This is a genomic window from Bacillus cereus group sp. MYBK195-1, from assembly GCF_051916605.1.
Taxonomy (GTDB): Bacteria; Bacillota; Bacilli; order Bacillales; family Bacillaceae_G; genus Bacillus_A; species Bacillus_A cereus.
The window spans coordinates 129342-155158 of the sequence record NZ_JBQAGZ010000010.1 but is presented as its reverse complement, the minus strand read 5'-3'; the positions used below and the strand labels follow the sequence as shown (position 1 = coordinate 155158).

Genomic DNA, 25817 nt, shown 5'->3' with positions numbered 1-25817 from the left:
CTCTTCTCAATATGTCTTATACATATTGGAAAGAAAGTGTGATTTTCCTGTTTGCAAATAAAAAAAGTTTCTTCTTTACGAAGAAACTTTTTGAAACTACTTCATAGAAATAGTCGCCTCTACTGGATAATGATCAGAGTAATCATTATACATATATTTTTGGAACCATGATGTAACAGTCCATTGTGGAGATTGCGGCTGTAACACCTTATTCTCTATATACGATGGGTTCGCATGGTCTTTACTTGCAATAATATAATCTAAATACTCAGCAGGACTATCAGGGAAATTATATTTTGCAATACTGTTTGTCGTTGCGTCCCAAGTCGCTGTATGTCCAGTATAAGATGGTACAGAAGCGTTCAATGTTTTAAACATAGATGCATACTCTGAGTCATTCTTGTTCTCTGCATTTATTTTATTTACGTTCATATCACCACCAATTAACACATACTCATTATTTGGTATATTTTTATTTTTAATAAAGTCTTGAATTTCTTTTAATTGGTCTGTACGTACAGATGCAGGTGAAGTTTTTCCGCACATACTATCTTCCGCTTGCAAATGCGTACCAATTACATGAACAAAGTGATCATTTTTCTTAATTTTCGTGTATACAAATCCTTTATTCGATAAATTATCTGGCCCGCATCCTTTTGCAAATACATATTGAATCTTTTCAGCGATTGGCCATTTGCTCACAATCGCAACGCCACCATCTTCAGGAGTTGAAGATGAATAGTTTCCTAACGTTTTATCCCATTCACTTCCACTACTACGACCTAATACTGCTGTTTGATTTGGATATTCTTTCTTCAAATTCCCTAATAAACGATCTGATGCGCTATTATCAAACACTTCATTTAATATAACTACGTCTTGATTCTTTATATAATCTGCCGCCCCGATTAAATCAGCACGCTCAGTTTGTCCCCAGTTCGGATATAAGTTTGTTGATAGCATATATACATTATGCGTCATCACTTTTAATGTATCGTTTTGATTTGTAGACGCTTCTGCTTGAGCTGACGTTCCGCTATATAAAGCTCCTAGACCAACACCTAAGCTAAGTACACCTTTTAGCAATTTACCTTTCACGTTTCATACCTCCATGTATTGTATAGTGATAAAAAGGCCAAATACTCTATTCTGAGATTTGACCTTTTTTAAATACTTAACGATTTCCGTACGTATCAAACCAAAGCTGAATATATCCAGCAGTAACACGTTGTGCATCCATTAAACGCTTACCTGTCATTGGTGTAACTTCAGCGCGCCATTTATCTGCATATTCTTGTGATACAGCGGCTCTCACGAACCAATCTTTCGTATTATCATTTACAATGCCAGCGTAATCTTGTTTCGCAACTACTGCCGCTCCATGAATCCAATCTTCTGGATTCGTACCTTTCCAGTTCCAATATCCATTTCCATCCGTTACTTTATAGTTATCTTTTATCGTATCTACAAAGTTTTCATATTTAGAATGGAACCCTTGTGGATACGAAAGGTTCGTAAAGTTTGCTGCATGCATCGGTTGGTTTACATCCCCTAGATAATGAAGAGATAATCCTAAATAGAAGAATGCTTGTTTCATATCTTTATTTTTGTAAGACTCACCAGCTAATTTAAAATACTTAGCTCCAGTTTCCTTTGCCTGCTTTGCATACGGAATATAAGTTTTCCCATTGTCAGGGTCATAGAAATGTGAAGCAAATGTGCTATTATCATAATAAGGATTTTCATAGTCAGCAGCATAAATACCGTTCTCTAACTCCGTACGCCATTCATTTAATAGTGCAACTCGATCTTGTTTTACAAGTGTTGTATTACGAGACATAATATCAATTGCACGGTTTACAATCCATAAATGAGAATTCACGCCTTCTTTATGTTTATCTTCAGCAGACCAGCGCGGAATAACTCCAAATCTCTGTCCCCCATCATTTTCATGAGCAAATGCAACACTTTGTAATGGAGCAACTAATGTAATAGCTGCCGCTAAAGCAAGTACTTTCTTTTTCATATAAAATCCTCCATTTTATAATTGAATTATTGTAAACATTTTGTTAGGATCCTATGATGTCGTCCGGTTAACCTATGACTAGAATATCCCACCTTTCACGAAATTTCTATCAATAAATTAAAATATGCAAATGTTCATATCATTATAACTTTATACACAGTGAATATAATGAATGAATACACTTTCATTTTAATAAACTATTATTAAGGCTTGTCTAAACTAATGTAAAAAAAGAGTAAAGCATCTGAATGCTTTACTCTTTTTTTCTATTCGATAATATACTTGGCAATTGTACATTAACTGCTAACTTATGAATAAATCCAAACACTAATCCAATCCCAATAAATATGTATAAGATTGTAAATATCTTTCCGAAATCAGTTTGCGGACTAAAATTCCCATCACCGACAGTCGTCAACGTGACCACACTAAAATATAAAGCGTCAATAGGACGTAATTCTTCAACTGTACTATAAAAAATCGTACCCGATATTAAAGTCAAAATTGTTAATACGAATAATACTTGAAATTCTTTATCTTTCCACGCTCGTAAACAGGCTCTTAACATTCGCTTTAAAGTTAACAAAAATGAAAGCATTAGATTCTCCCTTCCAAACAAAAATACATTTAGTCAAAGGAAAGTCTATCACCTTTCAGTATAGAAAAAAAGTAGCCCTCTTCTATTTCTAGAAAAGGGCTACTCTATTCGATTCTATCTTATTTAGGTGAAACAAGAATTTTCACTTGTGTTTTATCTTTTACAAGTGCTTCAAATCCTTCTTCAACAACTTGATCGACTGTAATTTTTTTCGTAATTAATTTCTCTGCTTGAATTTGACCAGAGCTAATTAATTTAATAACAGCTGGGAAGATGTGACGGTATCCTAAAATACCAATAACTTCTTTTTCTTTTAATACTAAGTTATTTGGAGTAATTGTTGCATCTTTTTCCCATACACTAACAATTACAGTTTGTCCTTCGAAGCTTGTACTTTCAATCGCTTGACGTAGTACAACTTCAACACCTGTTACTTCAAAGCTAACATTTACACCTAAACCATTTGTTAAGTTACGAATTTCAGCTAACACATCTTGAGTTGCTGGATTTAATACATAATCCGCACCTGCTAATTTCGCTAACTCTTGACGTTCTTTAGAAAGTTCAACTGCAATAACAGGAGTTGCTCCTGCTGCTTTAGCTGCTTGGATAACAAGAAGTCCAATTGGACCGCAACCAAATACTGCTACAGCTTCCCCTTCTTTTAATTTACTTTGACGTACTGCATGAACTGCTACTGCTGCTGGTTCTACAAGCGCACCTTGTTCATACGTCATTTCATCTGGAATGTGATGAACCATATCTTCTGGTACTACTGTATATTCAGAGAAACCGCCGCCTTCTCCGCCAAGACCGTGGAAAACAAGTTGTTCACAAACATTGTAATGTCCATGTTTACAAGCTTCACATTTACCACAAGAATAAATTGGTTCTACAACAACGCGGTCTCCCACTTTATGAGATGTAACTCCTTCACCAATCTCTATTATCTCACCACTAAACTCATGACCTAAAATAACAGGTGCTTTCACATGTGTTAATGGATGTTCTTCTGTTGGAATAAAAATAGGCCCTGCTAAATATTCATGCAAGTCTGTCCCACAAATACCACACCATTTAACTTTGATTTTCACTGTTCCTGGTTTTACTGTTGGTTCTGGTACTTCTTCTACTCGTACATCACGTTGATTATGCCAAAGTAGTGCTTTCATTTTATACATCCCTCTCTATGTATATACTTAACCTGGTGAAGTTTACAATTCTATTATAATACTTCTATCCATATATTTCAAAAAAACAATCGCATCTCTACTAATTTTTTACAAATAACGTTCAATATTTTGTCACTTTGTACTTTTTTCCACATCTGTTAATTCAATTTCATTGCAGGTGAAATTAGCATTGTGCCATAATAGCATAGGAGAGGTGAATATCGCTTGAAATATTTTATTTACTTTATCGTTATCGTGGCATTTTTAGATACATTTTCACAATTACCTATTATGAGTACTTTCGCTCAAAGCCTTGGAGGAACCCCTCTTATTATCGGGCTAGTTGTCGGTATGTACTCATTCGCTAATATGATCGGTAATATTATTGCTGGAGCAGCTGTCGATAAATTTGGTGCAAAAAAAATCCTTTATATAAGCATGGGAATTACGAGTTTCATAGTCTTGTTATACACCGTTGTTCAAAGTGGTGAACAACTATTAGTTATTCGCTTTATGCATGGATTTAGTGATGGCTTTTTAATTCCTGCTGCCTTTACATTTTTATCAAAACAAACAAATGCAAAAAGACAAGGAAAAGCAATGGCTCTATCTGGTGCTGCTGTTGGAACAGCCGCAATCGTAGGACCGGCTTTCAGCGGTATTATGAAAGCAACAGCTGGCGTAGAATGGGTCTTCATTACTATTTCTATTTTAATGGCTCTTGGTACGATCGTATCTCTATTCTTCTTACCAAATAACGTATCAAGAAAAGATACATCAAGAACGCAAATGATGAACAAAGAAGATATGGTTGAACTTTTAAAATCAGAACCGTTATTACAAGCATATATTGGTGCTTTCACATTAATGTTTTCACAAGGAATTGTCACTTATATGTTACCAGTAAAAGTTGAGGCATTAGCGCTTAAAGCATCCACAACAGGCATGATGTTAAGTGTATTTGGTATAACTGCTATCCTCTTCTTCTTGCTTCCAACAAATCGTATTTACGATCGATTTAATCGTTCGAAACTAATGCTAATCGGAATTGCAGTTATGGCATTCGCATTATCTTTACTCGGATTATTTGCTACAAAAGGTATGCTCTTTATCGTAATGATGATTTATGGAATTGGATTCGCAATCCTCTTCCCCTCTATTAACGCTTTACTCGTTGAAAATACTACAGACGATAATCGCGGAAAGGCATTCGGATTATTTTATGCCTTCTTCTCATTAGGAGTTGTTGCTGGCTCCTTTACAGTCGGCGCAATCGGAGCATCACCTAGCATCAGCTTCATTATCGGGACAGCATTTTTATTAACATTTGCTGGGATGATTTATGTAAGAAGCAAAGTAAAAAAGACAATGATGGGATAATCCATCGTTGTCTTTTTTAAAATGCATATTGATATAATCCGTAATATAATGGAAGCGTTGGAATAATTCCAATTACTTTAAATATAAAAGGTAACGGCTCATCTCGCTCCTCATATAAACGAAAAACAAAAACTGCAGTTAAAGTCCAAATGACGCTAAACAAGAAGATACATTTCCAAACAATTGAGGTTAATATTTGTATATCAAATACAAAACCAAAGAGCCCTATCCACGTAATAATAGAAACTACAAAGTCAAACTTTTGAATTGGTGTTTGAAACATGCCCCTTACTAACGAAATAATAGCTAACATTGCTACAATAACTAAATATATTTTCCAAAGCATTATGATAATCTCCTATTCAATTCAACTTTTAACTTTCAATAAGCCGTATTTAATAAACAATATAGCATTATATTTTTCATAGAAATAATACAATGGATAACAAAATAAGAAGAAAATAAGTACAGTTGGTACATCATCTATAATAGAAAAATATTTTACTAGTAATTCCTTAATACTCTCTCCAATTATAATAAACAGTGGAATGATACAAATTGCTGCTAATATTAAGCACGGTGTGATTCTCATTTCTTTTAACTTCACCTTGCAGTGTGGACATCTGAATGAAAAAGGATGCGGGAGATCAATAATATGTTGCGCAGTAATCTCTCCTTCACACTGTGGACATTCAATTATTTCTTTCATTTAACTCAACTCCTTTCTATCTACAAAAAGAGCACTATCCAATAGCGCTCTTTTACTGCCGAATATATTACTTTTGTGTGTAACCAAGTAACAATGTAAATAAATTAAACTGTAAAGGCAATACTACATTTCTTCTTTTACAAAAAAGGTGTATAAATACCGACGATACTTCGACAATTTCCTCGGAAATATTTCCTTTCCCCACATAATTTGATACACTACATATGAACAGAGACTTGTATTACATAAGCTAAAATAATAACTTACTGTACAAATTAAAAAGCACACTCTTCATATGAAGAATGTGCTTTTATGTTATTAGCGTTTAATCCAAACAGCACCTGCCGATTTATCTTCTGCCTGTCCAACAACTTGGAATTTAAGTCCAAGGTTTGGAACTTTTCTTCCTGCGTCTGCAATTTGCTTGTTACTATATACTTTTGAATCATCAAAAGTTGTAACACCTTGTAATCCAGAATAGTTAAACTGACCACGTGTTAATGAATTTACACTCCATGCTGGTGTTTTATCAAATGAAAATGCAGCATCTGCAATTTGCATGCCCGTATTACCGTATGCTGGTTTCCCGTTTAAATTACCAACTAGCGCTTCTGGATGAGAGTCAACAACACCAAGGAATCCTTCACCTGGATGCATCCCAACCCAGTTATCTTTAAAGCTATCATCTGCATACCAAACGACAAGACCTGTATTGTACACTGGACCTTTTCCTGCTTTTAATCCATTATCTGATCCCGCATAGTTTCTCCATTCTAAGTAGTAATAATGAGCTTTCTTCTCTGTCCCATCAGAAACAACAAAACCATTTAAATTCATTTTAGAATTTCCTTCTGCATCATCAGAAAATACAACTTGTCCATCAACAGTTACATTTACATTATCCATCGCAAAACCTTTATATGTTACAGCCGGATCTGTAATATAGTCGAATTGTAGTTTCACTTTTTTGCCTTTAAATTGACTTAAATCATATGATTTATCAATCCATTTCCCATCTGTTGTATCTTTATCTCCTTGGACTACTTTTTCTCCAAGTCTATCAATTAACGTCTTCGTTCCATCTTCTGTTACTGCATGTACTTCGACGAAATCGCACTCTGCTTCTAACTCATAATTTGCTTTATAATCGAATTTTGCATTTGTTCCCTTTGTTAAATCAAAGAATGGTGTCTCTAACGTTGTATGCATATCATCGCCTCTTGTACTATAATATGCATACTTTCCAAACTCCGGTTTAATCGTTTCAACACTTTTACCTGGTAAGTTAACACGTACAACGCCTGGACGATTTGATTTCGTAACACTTTGATCAATATAGGTAGGAACTCCCACACCACTCTTAATTTTATCGTAATCTACTTCTAATATTTTTGCCCAGTTGCCACCCATATTCTTTTGTAAGAAGTCTTTATTTTGTGGTGAAAAACTAGTCGGCTCTGTTCCTGCGATTTTCCCTGTCCAACTACCTCCACTCATTAATGACCAAGCTTCGACTGGTGAACCATTTCCAGTATATTTCGTGTCATATTCATCTGGTAATCCAAGATCATGTCCAAATTCATGTGCAAACACACCTACAGCTCCATCTTCTGGTTCAATTGTGTAATCATGTGCTGCTACTTTACCACCAAAGTATTCTACCTTTGATTTCGTACCTTCAATCGCTACTGGATCTACTGCTAATTTTGAACGATGTGACCAGATCGCATCATCACCTAATTTACCGCCACCAGCTTCTTGACCAACACCAGCATGGATTACCATTAAATGATCAATTACACCGTCAGGTTCATTTTGATTCCCGTCCCCGTTTGTATCATATCTATCAAATTGATCAAACTGGGATAAATCTAGTCCTTTCTCAGCAGCTGCATGCAAAGCTTCTTTCACTAAATCACGTGCACCTTTCGGACCTTTATTATCGTGACCACTGCTACCATCAGCTCCATAATCAGATGCTTTTCCTGGAACAGTTAGCCACTCCGTTACATATCCATCTGTCGTATAACTACCACCAGACTGCTCTTCATAGTATTGTTTAAACGTTTTTACTTTTGAACCATCAAATAAAGTATACGGCTCATTACCGAACAACATCTTTTGATAATGTTCTCTACTAAAGTCTTTCGAATACATATAACCTGGTGTTTGATCAATATTATTATGTTTATAATCACTAAATTCAACGAGTAGCACTAATACTTTATCCGATCGAACAGATCCCTTATATGGAGCTTGCTTTGCTTTTGAAGTTGGAACTTGCCCATTCAATTGCTTTTTATTTGGTTCTAGCTTTTGCTCAAGGCTAACATTTTTTTCAGCCTTTTTTACATTTTCCTTTTCTTCCATCTTTTTCTCTTTTACTTTTTTTGTGAAATCAGACGTTTCTTGTGAGTGAGCATCTGGAAGAATTTCTTTATTCGCCTGATCTCCTTGTTTCTTTTCAATATATTGCTCAACAGCTTTTTTCGTCTCTTCTTTAGAAGATGCTGGATTAATTGTTCCTCTTTCTTTCAGTGCTTCCGCTAAACGATCTTCTTGAATTAAATTGTAATCAATTGGTGTTGTAGATACATTATCTTTCTCTTTTGCTGCCGTTTCTGCATATGCTAACGGAGCACTCATTACAGATGTACATCCAATAATTGCCGCAATTGCTAATGATGACAACACTTTAAATGGTGCTTTTCTTCTCATTCCATTTCTCCCCTTTTATAAAACTTAAAATTCAGATAAATTGGTGCATTTTTGTCGAAATCTCTGTTTACTACCCTCCCTATATAAAAAGACATAATTCTATAAACATTAAGCTTTTTGTTATAGAATCATGCCCTCCAGTTTTCTGGTCAGACCCTCTATCTTTTTATCCCTTGGTTCAATTAATAATCAGTGTGGGGATGAACAAATCCCCCACTGATTAAAGTTTCACTTTATGTCGAAATATGAAAAATAAAGAGTTATGTGATATATATTAAATATCTTATATAACAAATTTAAAAGACAATATGCAAAATTGCATGAAAATTCTTTTAAATAAAAAAGAATCCTAGTCAATTAAACTAGGATTCTTGCTTTTCTATTATTTCTCTTGTGTTTTTTCCCAATCAGCTAAGAATTTCTCAATTCCTTGATCTGTTAATGGGTGCTTCACTAATGAAGCAATTACGTTTGCTGGGATTGTTGCAATATGTGCACCGTTTAATGCTGCGTCAGTTACGTGAACACTGTGACGTACAGATGCTGCAATGATTTCTGTTTCGATGCCATGAATTGCAAAGATTTCTGCGATTTGACGAATTAAATCCATACCGTTATGACCGATATCGTCTAAGCGACCTAAGAATGGTGAAACGTATGTTGCACCAGCACGAGCTGCAAGTAATGCTTGAACTGCTGAGAACACTAATGTAACGTTTGTACGAATTCCTAAATCAGAGAACGCTTTTACTGCTTTTAAACCTTCTGTTGTCATTGGAACTTTTACTACAACGTTTGGAGCAATCTTCGCTAGTTCTTTTCCTTCTTCAATCATCTTATCAGCTTCTAAGCTAATTACTTCTGCACTTACAGGTCCTTCTACAACGTTGCAAATTTCACGAATGCGTTCGTGGAAATCTACGCCTTCTTTTGCTACAAGTGATGGATTTGTCGTTACTCCAGCTAAGACACCTAATTCATTTGCCTCTTTAATTTCGTTAACGTTTGCTGTATCAATAAAGAATTTCATTTGTTGTTCTTCCTTCCTAATTTTCATTTTATATTTATTTATTTTTCTTAATAAGCTCTAATTCAATCGGAATAGATTTGTCCACTTTTTTACCTTGTGTTATCTCTTTTGCTGTTTGCATCGCCTTCTCCCCGATTAATTCCGGTTTTTGAGCAACTGTTGCAGCCATACGCCCATCGTTAACCGCTTTCACAGCATCGTCTGTTGCATCAAACCCAACAACGACTACATCTGTTTTTCCAGCAGACTTCAATGCTTCAAGTGCACCTAATGCCATCTCATCGTTATGCGCAAACACGGCTTTAATATCACCATTTGCTTGCAAAATGTTTTCCATAACAGATAATCCTTTCGCTCTATCAAAATCAGCCGCTTGTTTTGCAACTACTTTTAAAGACTTATCGGCTACGTTATGGAATCCTTTCCCACGTTCACGAGCAGCAGAAGATCCAGGGATTCCTTCTAACTCAGCAACGTTTGCTCCTTCGCCAACTAATTCCCGAATGTAATCACTAGCCATTTGACCACCTTCGATATTGTTAGAAGCAATGTGAGAAACAACCTTACCTGAATTCGCAACGCGGTCTACTGTAATAACAGGAACATTTGCTGCATTTGCCGCACTTACTGCTGAAGCAACAGCATCTGAATCGGTCGGATTAATAACAACTACATCGACACCCTTTTGAATTAAATCTTCAACATCGTTCGTTTGCTTTGCTGCATCATTTTGTGCATCAACAGCAATTAATTCGATGCCACTATCTTTCGCTTTCTTTTCTGCACCCTTTTTCAAAGTTACAAAAAAGGGATTATTTAAAGTTGAAACAGAGAATCCAACTTTAATAGTTTTATTTCGACCTTTATCGCTAGAATCCTTTGCCCATTCTGGCGGTTCCATTGAACAACCAGCAGTAATGACCATAATACATGCAACGAGTATAAGTAACCATTTCTTCATGAACTGTCCCTCCATTACGCTTCTTTTCTGCGATCAATTAATACAGCTAGTAAGATTACAAGTCCTTTTACAACTTGTTGGAAGAAAGAAGATACACCCAATAAATTTAAACCGTTATTTAGTACACCGATAATAAGCACACCGATGAATGTACCAACAATCCATCCTCTTCCCCCAGAAAGACTTGTTCCACCTAATACAACTGCTGCAATTGCATCTAATTCATAAGAAGTACCTGCAGTCGGCTGTGCAGAATCTAATCGTGATGTTAAGACAATACCTGCAAGCGCTGCCAAAATTCCGGAAAGACCGTAAATCATTACTTTAATTCTCGTAACATTAATACCTGATAGTGCTGCTGCTTCTTCATTTCCACCAATTGCAAATGTACGGCGACCAAATGTCGTTTTCTTCAAAATGAAGTACAGTACTGCGAAAGCGATCATCATTGTAACAGCTGGTACCGGAATACCAAGAAAATAACCGCGGCCAAACATTTGGAACATTAAATGATCACCAAGACCAGTGATCGGACGTCCGTCCATATAAACAAGCGTCAACCCACGAAAAATAGTCATTGTTGCCAAAGTTGCAATAAATGGAGCTACTTTTCCTTTCGCAATGATGATACCGTTTACAATTCCCATTACAAGACCTGCTAATAATCCAACTGCCATTGCAAGGAACGGATCCATGCCACTTGCCATCATTCCAGCAACAAGTGCACTTGATAATGCTAAAATAGAACCTACCGATAAGTCAATACCCCCTGTTAAAATTACGAAGGTCATTCCGAATGCAATAAGCGCATTAATCGATACTTGACGCAGTATATTAAATAAATTTGGAATTTCAATGAACGCTGGATTTAAAGCTGTAATTACGACGATAATTAATACTAAACCGATTAAAGAACCGAGTTGTTGTAATACATTCCCCTTCTTAGCCATCCTTACTCTCCCCCTGTAGCTAGTGCCATAATAGACTCTTGTGATGCCTCATCTTTCCCTAAAATGCCGCCGACATTTCCTTCATGAATAACAAGAACTCGATCACTCATCCCTAAAACTTCCGGAAGCTCAGATGATACCATAATAACGGCATCGCCTTGCTCTGTAAGCTTATTCATAATAGAGTAAATTTCTTTTTTCGCTCCAACATCAACACCTCTTGTTGGCTCATCTAAAATGAGTAATTGCGGATGAATGCCTAGCCATTTTGCGATTACAATCTTTTGCTGATTTCCACCAGAAAGAGATTTCACTGCCTGCTCTCCGCTAGATGCTTTCACATTAAGAAGCTTCATCATATCCTCTGTAAACTGTTGTTCTAGCTCATTGCTTAGAACACTTCCCTTTGAAAGACTTTCTAAATTCGGTAAAGCTAAATTTTCTCGAATTGAAAAATCTAACACTAATCCTTCAGACTTTCTATCTTCTGTAATAAAAGCAATTCTTTGTCTAATTGCATCTATTGGACTATCAATCTTTACTTCTTGTCCATTTATAAAAATTTGTCCAGAGTCTAAAGGTTCATAACCAAATATCGCTTTCATAATATCAGTGCGACCAGCCCCCATCAAACCAGCTACACCAAGGATTTCACCTTTCCTCACTTGAAACGAAACATTTTCAAATTTCCCTTTCTTCGTTCCGTTACGCATTTCAAAAATGACATCACCAATTTGACTATTTCGCTCTGGATAACGTTCACCAATGCTGCGCCCCACCATCATACTCACTACTTCATCAAATGATGTTTCTGGAATTAATCTCTTTCCGACGTATTCTCCATCACGCAAAATCGTAATAGCATCACATATTGAGAAAATCTCTTCCATACGATGCGAGATGTACACGAATGAAACACCTTCTTTACGTAACTTATTGATTACTGTAAAGAGCGTTTCGATTTCACGATCCGTCAGTGCCGCAGTAGGTTCATCCATAATAATAACGCTCGCGTTTGTCATTAATGCTTTCGCAATTTCGATAATTTGCTGTTGTCCAACCGATAATTCCTCTGCTAACATAGCGCCTCTTACATGCAACCCTAACTCCGCTAGTTGCTGCTGCGCAATGGCGTTCATTTGTCGAGTGCGTAAAATACCTGTTTTCCCATACATTAACTCTTTACCGAGAAACATATTTTCAGCTACTGTTAAATTCGGCAATATGTTTAGTTCTTGATGTATAAATGCGATGCCGTACTCTTCAGCTCCTTTCGCATTTTTAAAGGTGCGCTCTTGCCCATCAATCGTGATTGTCCCACCATCTTTTTTGTATACACCTGTTAAAATCTTCATGAGCGTTGATTTACCCGCTCCATTTTCCCCCATCAATGCATGGACTTCTCCTGTTTCAATCATAAACTGTGCATTCTTCAAAACAGGATTTCCATTGAACGCCTTTGAAATGTTTTTCATTTCAATATGCATTCCCATCACTTCCCTTTATTAAAAAATCACGCCTGCATGTAAAATTACATTTGCATAAGGCGTAGCCTCGCCTGTACGAATAATCGCCTTCGCTTTCTTTGTATGCTCTTTAAATTGCTCATGAGATACATACTCAAATGCTGGCTCTATTAATTTCTGCTCTATTTCTTTATTTACTTCCGCATTATTTATAATGACTTCTTCTGCTAACGTCACTTTTTCGATTGCCATATCATCAGCTACAACTTGTAACACCTCTAAAAAACTCGGTTTTCCAATCTCAACAGCTAAATCAATTCGTTTTACTCCATCCGGAATCGGTAACCCGCAATCAGCAATTACAACCGTATCTGTATGCCCAAGTGAAGCAAGGACTGCCGCGATTTCACTATTTAATACACCATGCTTTTTCATCCAACAATCACCTGCACTTCACGTACTCGATCTCTCGTTGGCATGCCGCCTTGCGCCCCAAGTTTCGTTACAGAAAGACCACCGGCAATATTCGCGAAACGAATTGCTTTTTGAAGTGTCTCTCCTTCAGAAAGTGCAACTGCTAACGCACCATTAAATGTATCACCAGCTCCAGTTGTATCCACTACATCAACAGCAATGCTAGGAACATGTACAATCTCCGTGCCATTATGGAAACGAACACCGTTAGAACCTTCTGTCATCAATAATTTATTGGGATACTTCGCCAATAAATCTTCAATTGGTGAGATGAAATCATCTAATACGATGCGGCACTCATGTTCATTTGGCGTAATATAAGTTGCCTTTTCTAAAATGTCTTCTGATAAAACTTGTGCTGGCGCTGGATTTAACATAACAGGAATATTATGTTCCTCACAAATAGCCAATACATATTTTACTGTTTCAAGTGGAATTTCTAGTTGAAGAACAACCATATCCGCTTTTACAAGAAGGTCTTTGGAGCGATCTACAACTGACTTATTTACAAGAGCATTTGCCCCTTGTACGACAACAATACTGTTATCTTCTTCTGCTAAAACGATATGAGCAATTCCTGTCGTTCTATCTGTAACCGGTACCACATAATCGATAAAAATGCGTTCGTTCTCTAGATTTTTTCTAACTACTGTTCCATAATCATCATTTCCTACCGCTCCAACCATTGCTACATTTGCTCCTAATCTAGCTGCAGCAACTGCTTGGTTTGCTCCTTTCCCTCCTGGAATTGTATGAAACGCTTCACCAATTACTGTTTCTCCTGCTTTCGGCCGTTTTTTTGAAACAGCCACTAAGTCCATTGAAATGCTCCCTACTACTGCAATATTTGGCATCTGTTTCATCTCCTTACTTCGTTGTATTTCGTTCTATAATTTCAATCGGCAAACGATAATGTTTCTCTTCTAATGTATTTCCTTCCATTTGCTCTAACAACAACTCTGTTGCAATTTTCCCCATTTCATATATCGGTTGTGCAACTGTTGTAATAGATGGATACATCATTTCCGTTAAAGAAATGCCATCAAATCCGATAATTTGTAAATCATTTGGAATGACAATCCCCTTTTGAAGTGCAGCCTTTACAATACCGATCGCAATTAAATCATTCCCAGCAACAATACCATCAATATGCGGGTATTCTTCTAATAATTCCATCGCTACAAGCTCACTATTTGCTGGATCAAACGTACTCTCTGCAATCATATACGAAAGATTATTTTGCGTAATAACGTCTACAAAACCTTCAAAGCGTTCATTTGCAGTACTCACATCACGTGGACCGCGAATATGTGCAATATGTTTACATCCTTTATCTAGTAACAACTTTGTCGCAGCCTGACTTCCTGCATAGTTATCTGCATATACAGTAGGAATACGCTCATTAAACATACGGTCAATCGCAACAACTGGAACAGATACATTCATGTAATTAACACTATTTTGTGGATTCGTTGCTACAATAAATCCATCTACATTATTTTGTCTAAGCACATCAATATATTGTTTCTCTTTTTCTAAACTTTCATCAGAGTTACAAAGGACAACTGTGTAACCTTGTTTATGTGCTACATCTTCTACGGCACGTGCAACTTCCGGAAAGAATGGATTCACGATATTTGGAACAACTAAGCCAATTAAACGAGACTTTTTATTATACAGTGAACGCGCTACTGTACTAGGCTTATAATCTAACATCTCAATTGCACGTTCTACCTTTTTTAATGTATCTTCGTGAACATATCCATTTTTATTTAGAACTCTGGAAACGGTCGCAACAGATACTCCCGCTAATTTCGCAACGTCTTTGATCGTACTCATTCTCTTTTCTCCTCATTTCATGTAACCGTTTACAGAAAATAATATAACGTATTTCTAAAAATACGTCAATCATTTCTCACTAAAAAGCTTTTGAGGTTATACTCAAAAAAGCACCGCCATAAGGCGATGCTTCTTCATTACGAGTATGATACAGTTTTTTCTTTTTCTTTTTCTTCTACAACAGGCTCTTTAGCATCTTTTTTACGATCTGATAATTTAATTTTTTGTAAGAAAATCGTAAAGATAGCACCTACTACGATAAATACTAATCCTGTTAAGAATACAGTATGAAGCGAGTCTACTAAAGAGTTTTTCAAAATAGGTACAATACTGTTAGCGAACGCTTCTGGCATTTGTTTTAATGCCTCTGGGCTAAATAGCATCGAATATAAACCTTGTGGATCTGTGTGAATCATATCTTTAAATTTCGTTACCATTTGTCCCGCTTCTTTCGGGAATGTATCTAATACAGGTACTAAATTCTTTGTTAATGTCGTACCTGAAGTGTTATTCATAATTGATCCTAAAATTGTAATACCAAATGTACCACCGATTTGTCGGAAGAACTGACTTGATGATGTTACAACACCAAGGTCTTTTTTCGGGAAGCTTTCTTGTAACGCTAATGTTAATGTCGGCATTACAAGACCCATTCCTAAACCGATAACCATCATATAAGAAGTAGCTGTAAGCTTCGTTGTGTGCATATCCATCGTTGTTAATAACCAGAAACCACCGGCCATAATAAGCATACCTGCGATAATTTGTGGTTTTACACCAACTTTTAATACAAGTTGCCCACCGATAATACTCATCACAATCATTGTAATCATCATTGGAGTCATAATTGTTCCTGATTCAGCAGCACTTACTCCTACAATACCTTGCATGAAGAATGGTACGAACATAATCGCGCCGAACATTCCAATACTCATAAAGAATCCAATCGCATTCAGTATTGTAAATGTGCGATTTTTAAAGAAATGCATTGGTAAAATTGGCTCTTCAGCTTTCGTTTCAACGATAACAAAGCTAACGATACCAATTACAGCTAGTGCAAATAAACCGATAATTTGCCAAGAATCCCATGCATAATCTTTTCCGCCAAACGTTAGCGCAAGTAATAAACTTACAACACCGAGAATCATCGTAAAGATTCCAGCGATATCAATTTTAATTGGTCCTGTTTGTTTATGCGATTTTAATCCCATTGCAATAAAGATTGTTGCTAAAATACCAACCGGTAAGTTAATGTAGAATACCCATCTCCAGTTCACTGCATCTACAATCCAACCACCAACTTGTGGTCCAATTACAGAAGCAAGGCCGTATAACGCACCAAAAATACCTTGCCATTTTGCACGTTCTTTCCCCGTGAACATATCTCCAATAATAATCATAGCCATTGGCATCATAATACCGCCACCAAGACCTTGAATACCACGGAAAATAATTAATTCTGTCATACCATTTGCCATACCACATAACGCCGAACCAATCATGAAAATAACTAGCCCTGTTATATATACGTTACGACGACCAAGTAAATCCGCTAATTTACCTGCAATTGGTACAACTGTCGTTGATGTTAACATATAAGCTGTTGTTAACCATGTCATTAAACTTAATCCACCTAGGTCACCGACGATACGTGGCATTGCTGTACCAACAATTGTTCCATCTAATGCAGCAAATAGCATCGCGATAATTAAACCGATTAACAACAACTTTCTATTTTGATTTTCTTGTTGCTCCATGTAATCTCCTCAATTCCTCTTAGTTATTCTCTTTTTTCTCTTGTGTCCCACAAATAATGGTTTCTAACTTCTCAAAGAGACGTAATAAATCTTCTCTTTCTTGCAACTCTAAATGTGAAAAGTATTTTGCAATATGCTCGTTACGAGCTGTCATTGCCTCTTCTACTCTAGCTTTCCCCTTTTTCGTTAACTCGATGATGACAACGCGACGGTCATCTTTGTCGTGATAGCGTTCTACAAGTTCTTGATCGATTAGACGATCAATCATCACTGTAATCGCGCTAGGCTTCACATACATCTTTTTCGCTAATGTTGTCGCTCTTGAAGCCCCATAATGATCTAAAATCTTTAAAATATAAAACTGCGGTGGTGTAAGTCCTGTCGCTTGCATTTGTTCTAATAACTCCGTCTGCATTTTCTTTCCAATCGAAAAGGCAAGAGCTTGAATTTTATCGATATGCGTCATATCATTTGGCATGTTATCCACCTCTTATTTAAACAATAAAATATTTAATGTATTTAAATATTAATCCCACGAACAAAATCCGTCAATACTTTTATTCATAAAAACGTTTACATTTTTGTCACAAAGTTGTATAATTTTCGACGAAGTTAATATTGACAGTCACGGAGAAACGGAGTACACGGCTATGAATCATAAAAAAGGAAACTTTTTTATATTTCATGGCCTTTTTATGTTCTCTGTCTTAAAACGCTTCGAATTAATTAGGGGAGGATTTTCATTTTATGTTTTTCACACAATTATTTAAACCTGCGCCCCACGCGGAACGCTTACCAGCTGATCGCGTTGATAGCGAATACCGTAAATTACGTTTACAAGTATTCTTAGGTATCTTCATCGGTTATGCAGGTTACTACTTTGTTCGAAAAAACTTTTCACTAGCAATGCCATACTTAATCGAGCAAGGCTTTAGTAAAGGGGAACTTGGGGTTATCCTTTCAGCAGTTTCTATCGCTTACGGATTAAGTAAATTTCTTATGGGTATCGTATCCGATCGTTGTAATCCTCGCTACTTTTTAGCAGCTGGGCTATTTTTATCAGGTATCATTAATATTATTTTCGGCTCATTTTCTTTCATTACAACGAGCATTATACTTATGTTTGTACTTCAGTTTTTAAATGGATGGGTACAAGGTATGGGATGGCCTCCTTGTGGTCGTACGATGGTTCACTGGTTCTCTATTAGCGAACGTGGTACAAAAATGTCTATTTGGAACGTCGCTCATAATGTTGGCGGAGCGCTTATGCCTTCACTTGTAACATTAGGCTTATACTTCTTCGCAGATGACTGGAAAAGTATTTTTTACTTCCCAGGTATTCTTTCAATTTTAGTTGGTATTTATGTATTAATTACGATGAAAGATACACCTCAATCTTGTGGACTACCTTCTATTGAAGAACATACTGGAGAATATCCACCAGATGAAAAAGTAAAAGATCGCGAACGCGAGCTTTCAGTAAAGGAAATTTTATTTAAATACGTATTAAACAATAAGTTTTTATGGTACATCGCTATTGCGAACGTTTTCGTATATTTCGTACGTTACGGCGTTGTAGACTGGGCTCCTACTTATTTAGTAGAAGAAAAAAGCTTTACTCATAGTAGCTCACGTACTGCTTACGCTCTATATGAATGGGCTGGTATTCCAGGTACACTTCTTTGCGGATGGATGAGTGATAAACTCTTTAAAGGACGTCGTGCACCTGCTGGTATTCTATTTATGGTTGGTGTATTTATCGCAGTTCTTGTTTACTGGTTAAACCCTCCTGGTAATCCAATGGTTGATAGTATCGCACTTGTCGCAATTGGATTTTTAATTTACGGACCGGTTATGTTAATTGGTCTACACGCTCTAGACTTAGCACCAAAGAAAGCTGCTGGAACTGCAGCAGGCTTAACTGGATTCTTCGGTTACTTAGGCGGAGCTGCTTTTGCTAGTGCAGCTATGGGCTTTATCGTAGATGCATTCGGATGGGATGGCGGATTCATCTTATTACTTGCATCTTGCGTACTTGCAATGTTCTTCCTTGCTCTTACTTTAAATACAGGGTCAGTAAAACAAAAGCAAGCTTAAATAATATATAACAAGCATAAAAATAGCTCTTAGCATTTACATACATGCTAAGAGCTATTTTTTATTTTCATTGCTGTTCCTACTAATGATAACAACCAATTCCTTCCCTACTATAAGATTAAAAGATTTGATGAAACACCTTTATTAAAACAGCTAACGTAACAGATGCAGCAAATCCCCCTAAACAAATAAGACTGACACCTTGGCTATATGACAAATTTTGAAATGATTTCATTGCTTCCATCCTCCCTATCTCCCCTTTGATACTTTTATTTTACCAATGGGAAAAATTTCATAACATCGATTTCTCTAACAACTAACTTACAAATTTGTAAGTTAACATCTTTTCAACTTATATATCTAGTATTTCCACAAATAAGAATCATTTATACATAAAAAAAGACCTCAGTTATACTAAGGTCTTCGTTACATTCTATTTCATTTTACAATCATCACTGGACATTTCACACGCTTTGCTATTTTATGACTTACACTTCCCAGCACCATTTCTTGCAGTGTATTGAGCCCTCTACTTCCAGCAATGACAAGATCTATATCTCCTGTATTTACATATTGAACAATTGTATCTCCAGGATCACCATGTAATATCGTAATTGTATAAGAAATGTTCTCTTTCTTTAATAAACCTTCAATCTCTTTTAATTTATCTTTTCGACTAGCCGATATTGTTTCTAAATCTGTTTGACCTTGTATAATATCTGATTTTGCCGTTCTATTATCTACTACGTACACAACTTCAACATTTGTTTCTTCGCTACATTTCGCAATATAGGTTGCATGCTCCGCTGCTCGAAGTGCATGTTCAGAACCGTCACATGCTAATATAATTTGTTTGTACATATGCTGAATCCCCTTTTCGTTATCCTATTCGTATTATATAATAAAGCCCCCTAAAAAGGAGGCTTTTAACTAGCAATTCTTTTATTATAAGTAGCTAAATTTGCAACAAGTTTTGAACTACGTTCATTTAATCCTGTTATACTTACTTTCACACCACTTTGTTCATACTTCATGATAACTTTATCAATTGATGCCACTGCCGAATCATCCCATACGTGCGCATGAGTAAAGTTCATTTCGATTTCTTTTACATCTTCATTAAATGAAAAATTATTTATAAAGTCGGCTGTAGATGCAAAAAAAAGTTGACCGTGAATTTCGTATATTTTCTTATTTTCAATATATAAATGTTTCACGTGAATCTTTGCCATATTGAATGCAAATAAAACCGCACTAATTACTGTTCCGATAATTACACCTAATGCTAAATTATGTGTAATTAGGACAATCACAACTGTTACGATCATAACAAATGCGTTTCCTTTTGGTACTTTATGAATTGTTGTTACAGAGTTCCAATCAAACGTTCCGATTGAAACCATAATCATAACTGCAACTAAAGCTGCCATCGGAATATGAACGACATAATCTCCTAAAACAAATAGTAATACGATTAAAAATCCGCCCGCTACAAATGTTGATAGGCGACCTCGTCCACCTGATTTAATATTAATAACAGATTGACCGATCATTGCACAACCTGCCATTCCTCCGAAGAAACCAGCAACAATGTTTGCGATCCCTTGACCGCGTGCCTCTTTATGCTTATTACTTTCCGTATGCGTCATATCATCTAAAACTGAAGCTGTTAATAATGATTCTAGTAAACCGATAATTGCAAGCATAACTGCATACGGTAAAATAATCCCTAATGTCTCAACTGTAAAAGGCACGCCAGGAATGCTAAATAATGGTAATTCTTTCGGCAAGCTTCCCATATCCCCTACTGTTTTCAACTGTAATCCGCTCATAAGTGCAATACTCGTCACAATAATAATTGAAATAAGCGTAGAAGGTACAGCCGTTGTAATACGTGGAAATAAATATATAATTGCAAGTCCTAATACAACGAGTGCATACATTTGCCAAGTTGCATTTTTAAAATGTGGCAATTGCGCTGTAAAAACTAAAATTCCAAGTGAATTTAAAAAACCACTCATAACAGATTTCGGAACAAACTTCATAAATGAGCTCAGTTTGAACACGCCAAAAATAATTTGGACAATACCTGTTAATATTGTTGTAGCAAATAAATATTGCAAACCATGATCTTTAACGAGCGTCACCATTAATAATGCCATTGCACCTGTTGCAGCTGAAATCATCCCAGTTCTTCCGCCAACAAATGAAATGGTAACTGCAATACAAAAGGCTGCGTATAACCCAACGGTCGGATCCACACCAGCGATAACAGAGAAGGCTATCGCTTCAGGAATTAATGCTAAAGCAACGACAATTCCTGATAACACGTCCCCTCTCACATTAGAAAACCAATCATTTTTTATCGTTTGAAACAAAATACCACTCCTCTACTCCTTTATCATTTGATTTTCTCCATAAGAAAATCAGCCGACTGCACGAAAGCTATTATATAACGAGTAGAAGATTTTTTACTATGTAAAAGTTTCCTAAAGAAAAAGACGCTATATCAGTAGCGTCTTTTCTCATTTCATTAATGTCCACCGTGTCCTTGACCACTTTCCTGAACAATTTCTAACCTCTCATCTAGTATTCCTTGTGTTTCAAATGAAATATCACTCGTACTTCCTAATAAGAAGCCATGATTATATGGTCCAAGTGTTGGATCATCTTTAAACTTCGGCTGAATAGTAGCAAGGAAGTCATACACTGGTTGTGAAGCTTTACCTTCTTCTAATAATACAACAGGTGCGTGTTTACCCATATGTGAAAAAGGTGCCCCAGCAACTGCTAAATCTGGTGTTTTACTTGAAACAAATGATAAACCGTGACCAGGTTTTGTGAATCCCCAGCCAAATTTTGTTTTTTCATCTTTAAATTTAGCGAACGCAATCGAGTTTTCTGTAGGGGTCTCTCCACTAATACGCGTTACTTTCCCGTATTTGCTCAGCTCTTTTTCCACTTCTTTTGAAACAATTTTTTCTGGCCCTAATACATATATATTTGCTTTATCTTTTCTCATTTTTAATGCCTCTATTGTCGCTTCTGGCACTTTATTCTTTTCTGTATAGAGTAGTGGTTCCGGCATATGAGAAATCCAATTTACAGCAGGTGTTGTATATAAACGTCCTTCTTCTGCAGACGAACCAATAATAACACTATTTGGGTAGCTTCCTGTTATGTCGGCATACTCCTTATCAACATCCTTCGCAAATATAGCTGGGTCCATTTCTTTTATTTGTTTTACTTTATAACCTTTTAATTGTTCAAGCGCGCTAGTACCTACATCTCCCATCACCATAATTTGTGTTCCGTCTTTCGTTCCGATTGGATTTAATCGTTTTATTTCTTTTAACGTCATTTCCGGTATCTTTTCTTTTTCTATAAATAAAATCGGCCCGTTATTCGGATGATGAATAAGGTCTGCACTCGCAATACCTAATTGCCACTCGCTTGCTGGTACTAAAATAACAGCACCTGGCTGGTTCTCCTTATGAGTTGCTGGCCATATCGTTTGCGAAGTTAATACTGCCATTTTTAAGGGGTCATTTGTATTTAACCTCGTCACATTTTTTAGACTTGTCGTTAATAAATCATTCAATGCACCTTCGTTCATTTCTTTTGGCGCCGTTACCTCCTGATTCATTTTCATTTCCTTTTGCTCTGTTTTCTTCTCTTTTGTAGATTCATGGTTTTTATGGTCTGTATTCGTTTGTCCGCATGCAGCAAGACCAACTGCTGTAATTATTGTTATCCCAAAAATTCGGGTCATTTTTTTCACTATACCGCCTCCGTATTAATCATTTTTGAGCCAATATGATTACCTAAAATGTAATTTCAACTCCACAATAACAAGCAATTCTGAAGAAATTATGCAGACGCATCATAATCTGCACCATTTCTTCATGATTTTGCATTACACTTTAAGTAACAATTATAAATATGGAGGGCTCTCTATGATTGACATACTGCTCGTAGACGATGAACCGAGAATGCTTGAATTATTAACGCTTTATCTTACCCCAATTGGATATAACTGCGTATGTGCGACTTCAGGAGAAGAAGCTATTTTACATATAGAAAATCGAAACTTTAAATTTGTTTTACTCGATATTATGATGCCAAAGATGGACGGATGGGAAACGTGCAAAAAAATCCGATCTTTTAGTAACATTCCTATTATTATGGTTACAGCTCGTGATCAAACAGTAGATGTCGTTCAAGGATTAAAACTTGGAGCCGATGATTACGTAACGAAACCTTTCCATGAAGAAGAACTTTTCGCAAGAATTGAAGCCGTTTTAAGACGTACAAATGAACATAAACAAATCCAATATCACGGTATTGTATGGGATGAAACAAAACACTTCGTTTCTGTCCATAGTGAAGAACTCCTTCTCACACCAATTGAATTTTCTTTACTCGGATTATTTTTACGCCATGTGAACTACGTATTAAACCGTGATCAGCTCATCGAACGAATTTGGGGATTAAACACAAATACAGAAGATCGCACAGTCGATTCGCATATTCGTAATTTACGTGATAAATTGCGAAAAGCAAATTTCCCTATTGATCATCATTTAAAAACCGTGTATGGAGTAGGTTATCGATGGATTGATACTGAACAGTAAGGGGAAAAACGATGAAACGGATTTCAATTCAATTCGGATTTTATTTTTTAATTGTTACACTTTTAATTGAAAGTGTTCTCTTTATTTTGCTCTATTATAGTCTTGTAAACACTAGAGTAAATGAAGAAATGACAGCTTTATTAAAGCGAGGAAATAGTCATCGAGATGTACTTGAAAAATATTACGATAAGCAAACCATCTCTCACGTAGCATTAATGGAATCTGAAGCTGAAACAACTGTCGTTATTACAAATACAAATAAAGAAGTGCTAGCTAAATCTAACGAAATAAACACGACTATAAAAAATCACATTAGTAGCATGCAGACTCGAACAGACCATAACGGAGCGATTATAGAAAATCATTGGAAAACATCTAATTATATATGTACAGTTAGTCCTATCATAGTAGCTGGAAAACATGAAGGGTATGTGTATATGTTTCTTGGAACAGAATCCATTGAAAAGTTGGTAAATGGATTAACGAAACAATTCATTATTGCTGGCGCCATCACGTTTCTACTCACAGTCATCACAATTTTCCTATTATCACGTTTATTAACAAAACCATTGTTACACATGAAACATGCAACTGAAAAAATGAGTAAAGGCGATTTGTCCGTTTCATTAACGACTACTCGAAATGATGAAATTGGTGAACTAGCATCATCTATTCAAACGCTCGCAAATGATTTACATTATATGAAAACAGAGCGAAGTGAATTTCTAGCAAGTGTTGCTCACGAATTACGAACACCGTTAACATACGTAAGAGGTTATGCTGACATTGCTTCAAAAGAAAGCACCCCTTCTGAACAACGTTTGCGATATTTATCAATTATAAAAGATGAGTCTGATTACATTACAAACTTAGTTCAAGATTTATTTTCACTTGCACAAATGGAACAACATAACTTTTCTATTCAAGTAAAGGAAGTACATTTGCACACCTTCCTAACTCGCATAGCCGAAAAAGTAAATGCCATATATAAAGAAAGATACATTAAAGTTTCTTTCTCTTGTCCTCCTACACTGCTAGTAAACTTAGATGAACAACGATTTGAACAAGTTGTGGTGAACATTTTAAATAACGCTTATAGACATTCAAAAGAACATTCTCATATAAACATTTCTGTTACAGAAGAACATAAAAGTATTTCCATTACAATTGAAGATGAAGGCGAAGGTATTCCTCCTGAAGATCTCCCTCACATTTTCGACCGCTTTTATCGAGTTGATAAAGCGAGATCACGATCTACAGGCGGAACTGGTTTAGGACTATCTATCGTAAAAGAAATTGTAGAACTACACGGCGGAAATATTACTGTAACGAGCGAAGTCGATTACGGGTCTTGCTTTATAGTTTCATTACCATCCATAAAGAAACACGACTATCATCAATAGTCGTGTTTTTTTATCACTTTACTTTATAATATAAATTTACAAATTGCCCAAAACGTTTCGTATCCGTTAAAGTTAAATTAATTTCCGGGTTCTTGTCTTGAAATAACGGAACTCCAGAACCTAATATGTGAGGTGTAATCGTAACAACATATTCATCAATTAGATTATTCTTAAAGAACTCTCTTAAGAGACCCCCTCCACCGACCATCCATATTTTAGATCCTTCTTGCTCTTTCAACCTTTTTGTAAACTCCACTACATCTTCATTTACAAACTCCACGTGTTCGTTTGAACCTTTTTCTGAGTTAGAAAAAACATAACATTTTTTATCTAAATACGGGAATGGTTTTATATGCTCTACTACATAATCGTACGTTCTTTTTCCCATAATTATTGTATCAATCGTTTCGTACATTTCTGTATAACCGTTATCTCCCTCCCCTTCGGTTTCCATTAACCACTGTAAATCATCACCTTCTTTCGCAATATATCCATCTAAGCTCGCCGCAATAAATAAAACTATTTCACGTGACATATTTTTTCCTCCTTACATCTCATCTTGATAACATTATGCTGTAAACAATATACTAACAATAAAACACG

The 25817-nt window shown here is 36.1% G+C and carries 25 protein-coding genes; 4 read left to right on the top strand and 21 right to left on the bottom strand.

The features are described from left to right. Window positions 1–96: 96 nt before the first annotated feature. From sph to bdhA, 4 genes are all read right to left on the bottom strand, one after another. Window positions 97–1098 (bottom strand): sphingomyelinase C, encoded by a 1002-nt coding sequence (gene sph / locus ACTFRY_RS27030; RefSeq protein WP_000676788.1) that lies wholly within the window; start codon window positions 1096–1098, stop codon window positions 97–99. Between the two features lie 76 nt (window positions 1099–1174). Further along, on the bottom strand, window positions 1175–2026 hold the full coding sequence (gene cerA / locus ACTFRY_RS27025; RefSeq protein WP_000730997.1) for a phospholipase CerA: 852 nt from the start codon (window positions 2024–2026) through the stop codon (window positions 1175–1177). A gap of 253 nt (window positions 2027–2279) precedes the next feature. Next, the gene (locus ACTFRY_RS27020; RefSeq protein ID WP_000948209.1) at window positions 2280–2624 is read right to left on the bottom strand and encodes a potassium channel family protein; all 345 of its coding nucleotides are present in this window, start codon (window positions 2622–2624) and stop codon (window positions 2280–2282) included. Window positions 2625–2743: 119 nt separating this feature from the next. Then, entirely contained in the window at window positions 2744–3796 is a 1053-nt protein-coding gene (gene bdhA, locus ACTFRY_RS27015; RefSeq protein WP_016117171.1) for a (R,R)-butanediol dehydrogenase, read from the bottom strand. Between the two features lie 225 nt (window positions 3797–4021). On the opposite strand from bdhA, the gene ACTFRY_RS27010 reads away from it, so the two are divergent. Beyond that, window positions 4022–5176: an MFS transporter gene (locus ACTFRY_RS27010; protein ID WP_098616444.1), complete on the top strand. Its 1155-nt coding sequence runs from the start codon at window positions 4022–4024 to the stop codon at window positions 5174–5176. Window positions 5177–5192: 16 nt separating this feature from the next. Here ACTFRY_RS27010 and ACTFRY_RS27005 read toward each other — a convergent pair whose 3' ends face one another. The 12 genes from ACTFRY_RS27005 to ACTFRY_RS26950 form a co-directional block, all read right to left on the bottom strand. Beyond that, a complete protein-coding gene (locus ACTFRY_RS27005) occupies window positions 5193–5522 on the bottom strand; it encodes a hypothetical protein (RefSeq protein WP_000964467.1) in 330 nt (109 codons plus the stop codon). Between the two features lie 21 nt (window positions 5523–5543). Beyond that, window positions 5544–5885: a hypothetical protein gene (locus ACTFRY_RS27000; RefSeq protein ID WP_000658666.1), complete on the bottom strand. Its 342-nt coding sequence runs from the start codon at window positions 5883–5885 to the stop codon at window positions 5544–5546. Window positions 5886–6203: 318 nt separating this feature from the next. After that, entirely contained in the window at window positions 6204–8603 is a 2400-nt protein-coding gene (gene inhA2, locus ACTFRY_RS26995) for a M6 family metalloprotease immune inhibitor InhA2 (RefSeq protein ID WP_098616445.1), read from the bottom strand. A 382-nt stretch (window positions 8604–8985) separates the two neighbouring features. Beyond that, a complete protein-coding gene (fsa, locus tag ACTFRY_RS26990) occupies window positions 8986–9633 on the bottom strand; it encodes a fructose-6-phosphate aldolase (RefSeq protein ID WP_000667698.1) in 648 nt (215 codons plus the stop codon). Window positions 9634–9667: 34 nt separating this feature from the next. Continuing rightward, a complete protein-coding gene (gene rbsB, locus ACTFRY_RS26985; RefSeq protein ID WP_000758974.1) occupies window positions 9668–10594 on the bottom strand; it encodes a ribose ABC transporter substrate-binding protein RbsB in 927 nt (308 codons plus the stop codon). Between the two features lie 14 nt (window positions 10595–10608). Further along, window positions 10609–11544, bottom strand: coding sequence for an ABC transporter permease subunit (locus ACTFRY_RS26980; RefSeq protein WP_001074641.1), 936 nt, complete (start codon window positions 11542–11544; stop codon window positions 10609–10611). Window positions 11545–11546: 2 nt separating this feature from the next. Beyond that, window positions 11547–13031 (bottom strand): ribose ABC transporter ATP-binding protein RbsA, encoded by a 1485-nt coding sequence (rbsA, locus tag ACTFRY_RS26975; protein ID WP_098616480.1) that lies wholly within the window; start codon window positions 13029–13031, stop codon window positions 11547–11549. A gap of 18 nt (window positions 13032–13049) precedes the next feature. Continuing rightward, the gene (rbsD, locus tag ACTFRY_RS26970; protein WP_000716151.1) at window positions 13050–13445 is read right to left on the bottom strand and encodes a D-ribose pyranase; all 396 of its coding nucleotides are present in this window, start codon (window positions 13443–13445) and stop codon (window positions 13050–13052) included. Further along, window positions 13442–14338, bottom strand: a complete 897-nt coding sequence (gene rbsK, locus ACTFRY_RS26965) for a ribokinase (RefSeq protein ID WP_001132862.1) — start codon at window positions 14336–14338, stop codon at window positions 13442–13444. Before rbsK ends, rbsD begins: the two co-directional genes overlap by 4 nt. 13 nt (window positions 14339–14351) lie before the next feature. Beyond that, on the bottom strand, window positions 14352–15323 hold the full coding sequence (gene rbsR, locus ACTFRY_RS26960) for a ribose operon transcriptional repressor RbsR (RefSeq protein WP_000104056.1): 972 nt from the start codon (window positions 15321–15323) through the stop codon (window positions 14352–14354). 137 nt (window positions 15324–15460) lie between these two features. Then, window positions 15461–17080, bottom strand: a complete 1620-nt coding sequence (locus ACTFRY_RS26955) for an MDR family MFS transporter (protein ID WP_097861490.1) — start codon at window positions 17078–17080, stop codon at window positions 15461–15463. Between the two features lie 19 nt (window positions 17081–17099). Then, window positions 17100–17558, bottom strand: a complete 459-nt coding sequence (locus ACTFRY_RS26950) for a MarR family winged helix-turn-helix transcriptional regulator (protein ID WP_001132365.1) — start codon at window positions 17556–17558, stop codon at window positions 17100–17102. A gap of 269 nt (window positions 17559–17827) precedes the next feature. On the opposite strand from ACTFRY_RS26950, the gene glpT reads away from it, so the two are divergent. Then, the gene (gene glpT / locus ACTFRY_RS26945; protein WP_000466384.1) at window positions 17828–19177 is read left to right on the top strand and encodes a glycerol-3-phosphate transporter; all 1350 of its coding nucleotides are present in this window, start codon (window positions 17828–17830) and stop codon (window positions 19175–19177) included. A 118-nt stretch (window positions 19178–19295) separates the two neighbouring features. On the opposite strand, the gene ACTFRY_RS26940 is transcribed toward glpT, so the two are convergent. The 4 genes from ACTFRY_RS26940 to ACTFRY_RS26925 form a co-directional block, all read right to left on the bottom strand. Then, entirely contained in the window at window positions 19296–19412 is a 117-nt protein-coding gene (locus ACTFRY_RS26940; RefSeq protein WP_000834733.1) for a DUF4027 family protein, read from the bottom strand. A 203-nt stretch (window positions 19413–19615) separates the two neighbouring features. Next, entirely contained in the window at window positions 19616–20038 is a 423-nt protein-coding gene (locus ACTFRY_RS26935) for a universal stress protein (protein WP_000277999.1), read from the bottom strand. A 65-nt stretch (window positions 20039–20103) separates the two neighbouring features. Further along, window positions 20104–21555: a SulP family inorganic anion transporter gene (locus ACTFRY_RS26930; protein WP_098616446.1), complete on the bottom strand. Its 1452-nt coding sequence runs from the start codon at window positions 21553–21555 to the stop codon at window positions 20104–20106. A gap of 155 nt (window positions 21556–21710) precedes the next feature. Continuing rightward, window positions 21711–22958 carry a cell wall-binding repeat-containing protein gene (locus tag ACTFRY_RS26925; RefSeq protein ID WP_086409662.1) on the bottom strand — a complete coding sequence of 416 codons (1248 nt, stop codon included), beginning with the start codon at window positions 22956–22958 and terminating at the stop codon, window positions 21711–21713. Window positions 22959–23133: 175 nt separating this feature from the next. Between ACTFRY_RS26925 and ACTFRY_RS26920 the strand changes: the two genes are divergently transcribed. Continuing rightward, a complete protein-coding gene (locus ACTFRY_RS26920; protein ID WP_000565483.1) occupies window positions 23134–23811 on the top strand; it encodes a response regulator transcription factor in 678 nt (225 codons plus the stop codon). An 11-nt stretch (window positions 23812–23822) separates the two neighbouring features. Next, entirely contained in the window at window positions 23823–25214 is a 1392-nt protein-coding gene (locus tag ACTFRY_RS26915; protein ID WP_098616447.1) for a sensor histidine kinase, read from the top strand. A 13-nt stretch (window positions 25215–25227) separates the two neighbouring features. Here the strand turns inward: ACTFRY_RS26915 and ACTFRY_RS26910 are convergent, their stop codons facing one another. Further along, entirely contained in the window at window positions 25228–25749 is a 522-nt protein-coding gene (locus ACTFRY_RS26910; protein ID WP_098616448.1) for a dihydrofolate reductase family protein, read from the bottom strand. Window positions 25750–25817 lie beyond the last annotated feature (68 nt).

Coding starts and splice junctions, on each gene's coding strand:
- cerA (WP_000730997.1), bottom strand. CDS start 2,026: ATGAAAAAGAAAGTACTTGCTTTAGCGGCAGCTATTACATTAGTTGCT.
- ACTFRY_RS27020 (WP_000948209.1), bottom strand. CDS start 2,624: ATGCTTTCATTTTTGTTAACTTTAAAGCGAATGTTAAGAGCCTGTTTA.
- bdhA (WP_016117171.1), bottom strand. CDS start 3,796: ATGAAAGCACTACTTTGGCATAATCAACGTGATGTACGAGTAGAAGAA.
- ACTFRY_RS27005 (WP_000964467.1), bottom strand. CDS start 5,522: ATGCTTTGGAAAATATATTTAGTTATTGTAGCAATGTTAGCTATTATT.
- ACTFRY_RS27000 (WP_000658666.1), bottom strand. CDS start 5,885: ATGAAAGAAATAATTGAATGTCCACAGTGTGAAGGAGAGATTACTGCG.
- inhA2 (WP_098616445.1), bottom strand. CDS start 8,603: ATGAGAAGAAAAGCACCATTTAAAGTGTTGTCATCATTAGCAATTGCG.
- fsa (WP_000667698.1), bottom strand. CDS start 9,633: ATGAAATTCTTTATTGATACAGCAAACGTTAACGAAATTAAAGAGGCA.
- rbsB (WP_000758974.1), bottom strand. CDS start 10,594: ATGAAGAAATGGTTACTTATACTCGTTGCATGTATTATGGTCATTACT.
- ACTFRY_RS26980 (WP_001074641.1), bottom strand. CDS start 11,544: ATGGCTAAGAAGGGGAATGTATTACAACAACTCGGTTCTTTAATCGGT.
- rbsA (WP_098616480.1), bottom strand. CDS start 13,031: ATGCATATTGAAATGAAAAACATTTCAAAGGCGTTCAATGGAAATCCT.
- rbsD (WP_000716151.1), bottom strand. CDS start 13,445: ATGAAAAAGCATGGTGTATTAAATAGTGAAATCGCGGCAGTCCTTGCT.
- rbsK (WP_001132862.1), bottom strand. CDS start 14,338: ATGCCAAATATTGCAGTAGTAGGGAGCATTTCAATGGACTTAGTGGCT.
- rbsR (WP_000104056.1), bottom strand. CDS start 15,323: ATGAGTACGATCAAAGACGTTGCGAAATTAGCGGGAGTATCTGTTGCG.
- ACTFRY_RS26955 (WP_097861490.1), bottom strand. CDS start 17,080: ATGGAGCAACAAGAAAATCAAAATAGAAAGTTGTTGTTAATCGGTTTA.
- ACTFRY_RS26950 (WP_001132365.1), bottom strand. CDS start 17,558: ATGCCAAATGATATGACGCATATCGATAAAATTCAAGCTCTTGCCTTT.
- glpT (WP_000466384.1), top strand. CDS start 17,828: ATGTTTTTCACACAATTATTTAAACCTGCGCCCCACGCGGAACGCTTA.
- ACTFRY_RS26940 (WP_000834733.1), bottom strand. CDS start 19,412: ATGAAATCATTTCAAAATTTGTCATATAGCCAAGGTGTCAGTCTTATT.
- ACTFRY_RS26935 (WP_000277999.1), bottom strand. CDS start 20,038: ATGTACAAACAAATTATATTAGCATGTGACGGTTCTGAACATGCACTT.
- ACTFRY_RS26920 (WP_000565483.1), top strand. CDS start 23,134: ATGATTGACATACTGCTCGTAGACGATGAACCGAGAATGCTTGAATTA.
- ACTFRY_RS26915 (WP_098616447.1), top strand. CDS start 23,823: ATGAAACGGATTTCAATTCAATTCGGATTTTATTTTTTAATTGTTACA.
- ACTFRY_RS26910 (WP_098616448.1), bottom strand. CDS start 25,749: ATGTCACGTGAAATAGTTTTATTTATTGCGGCGAGCTTAGATGGATAT.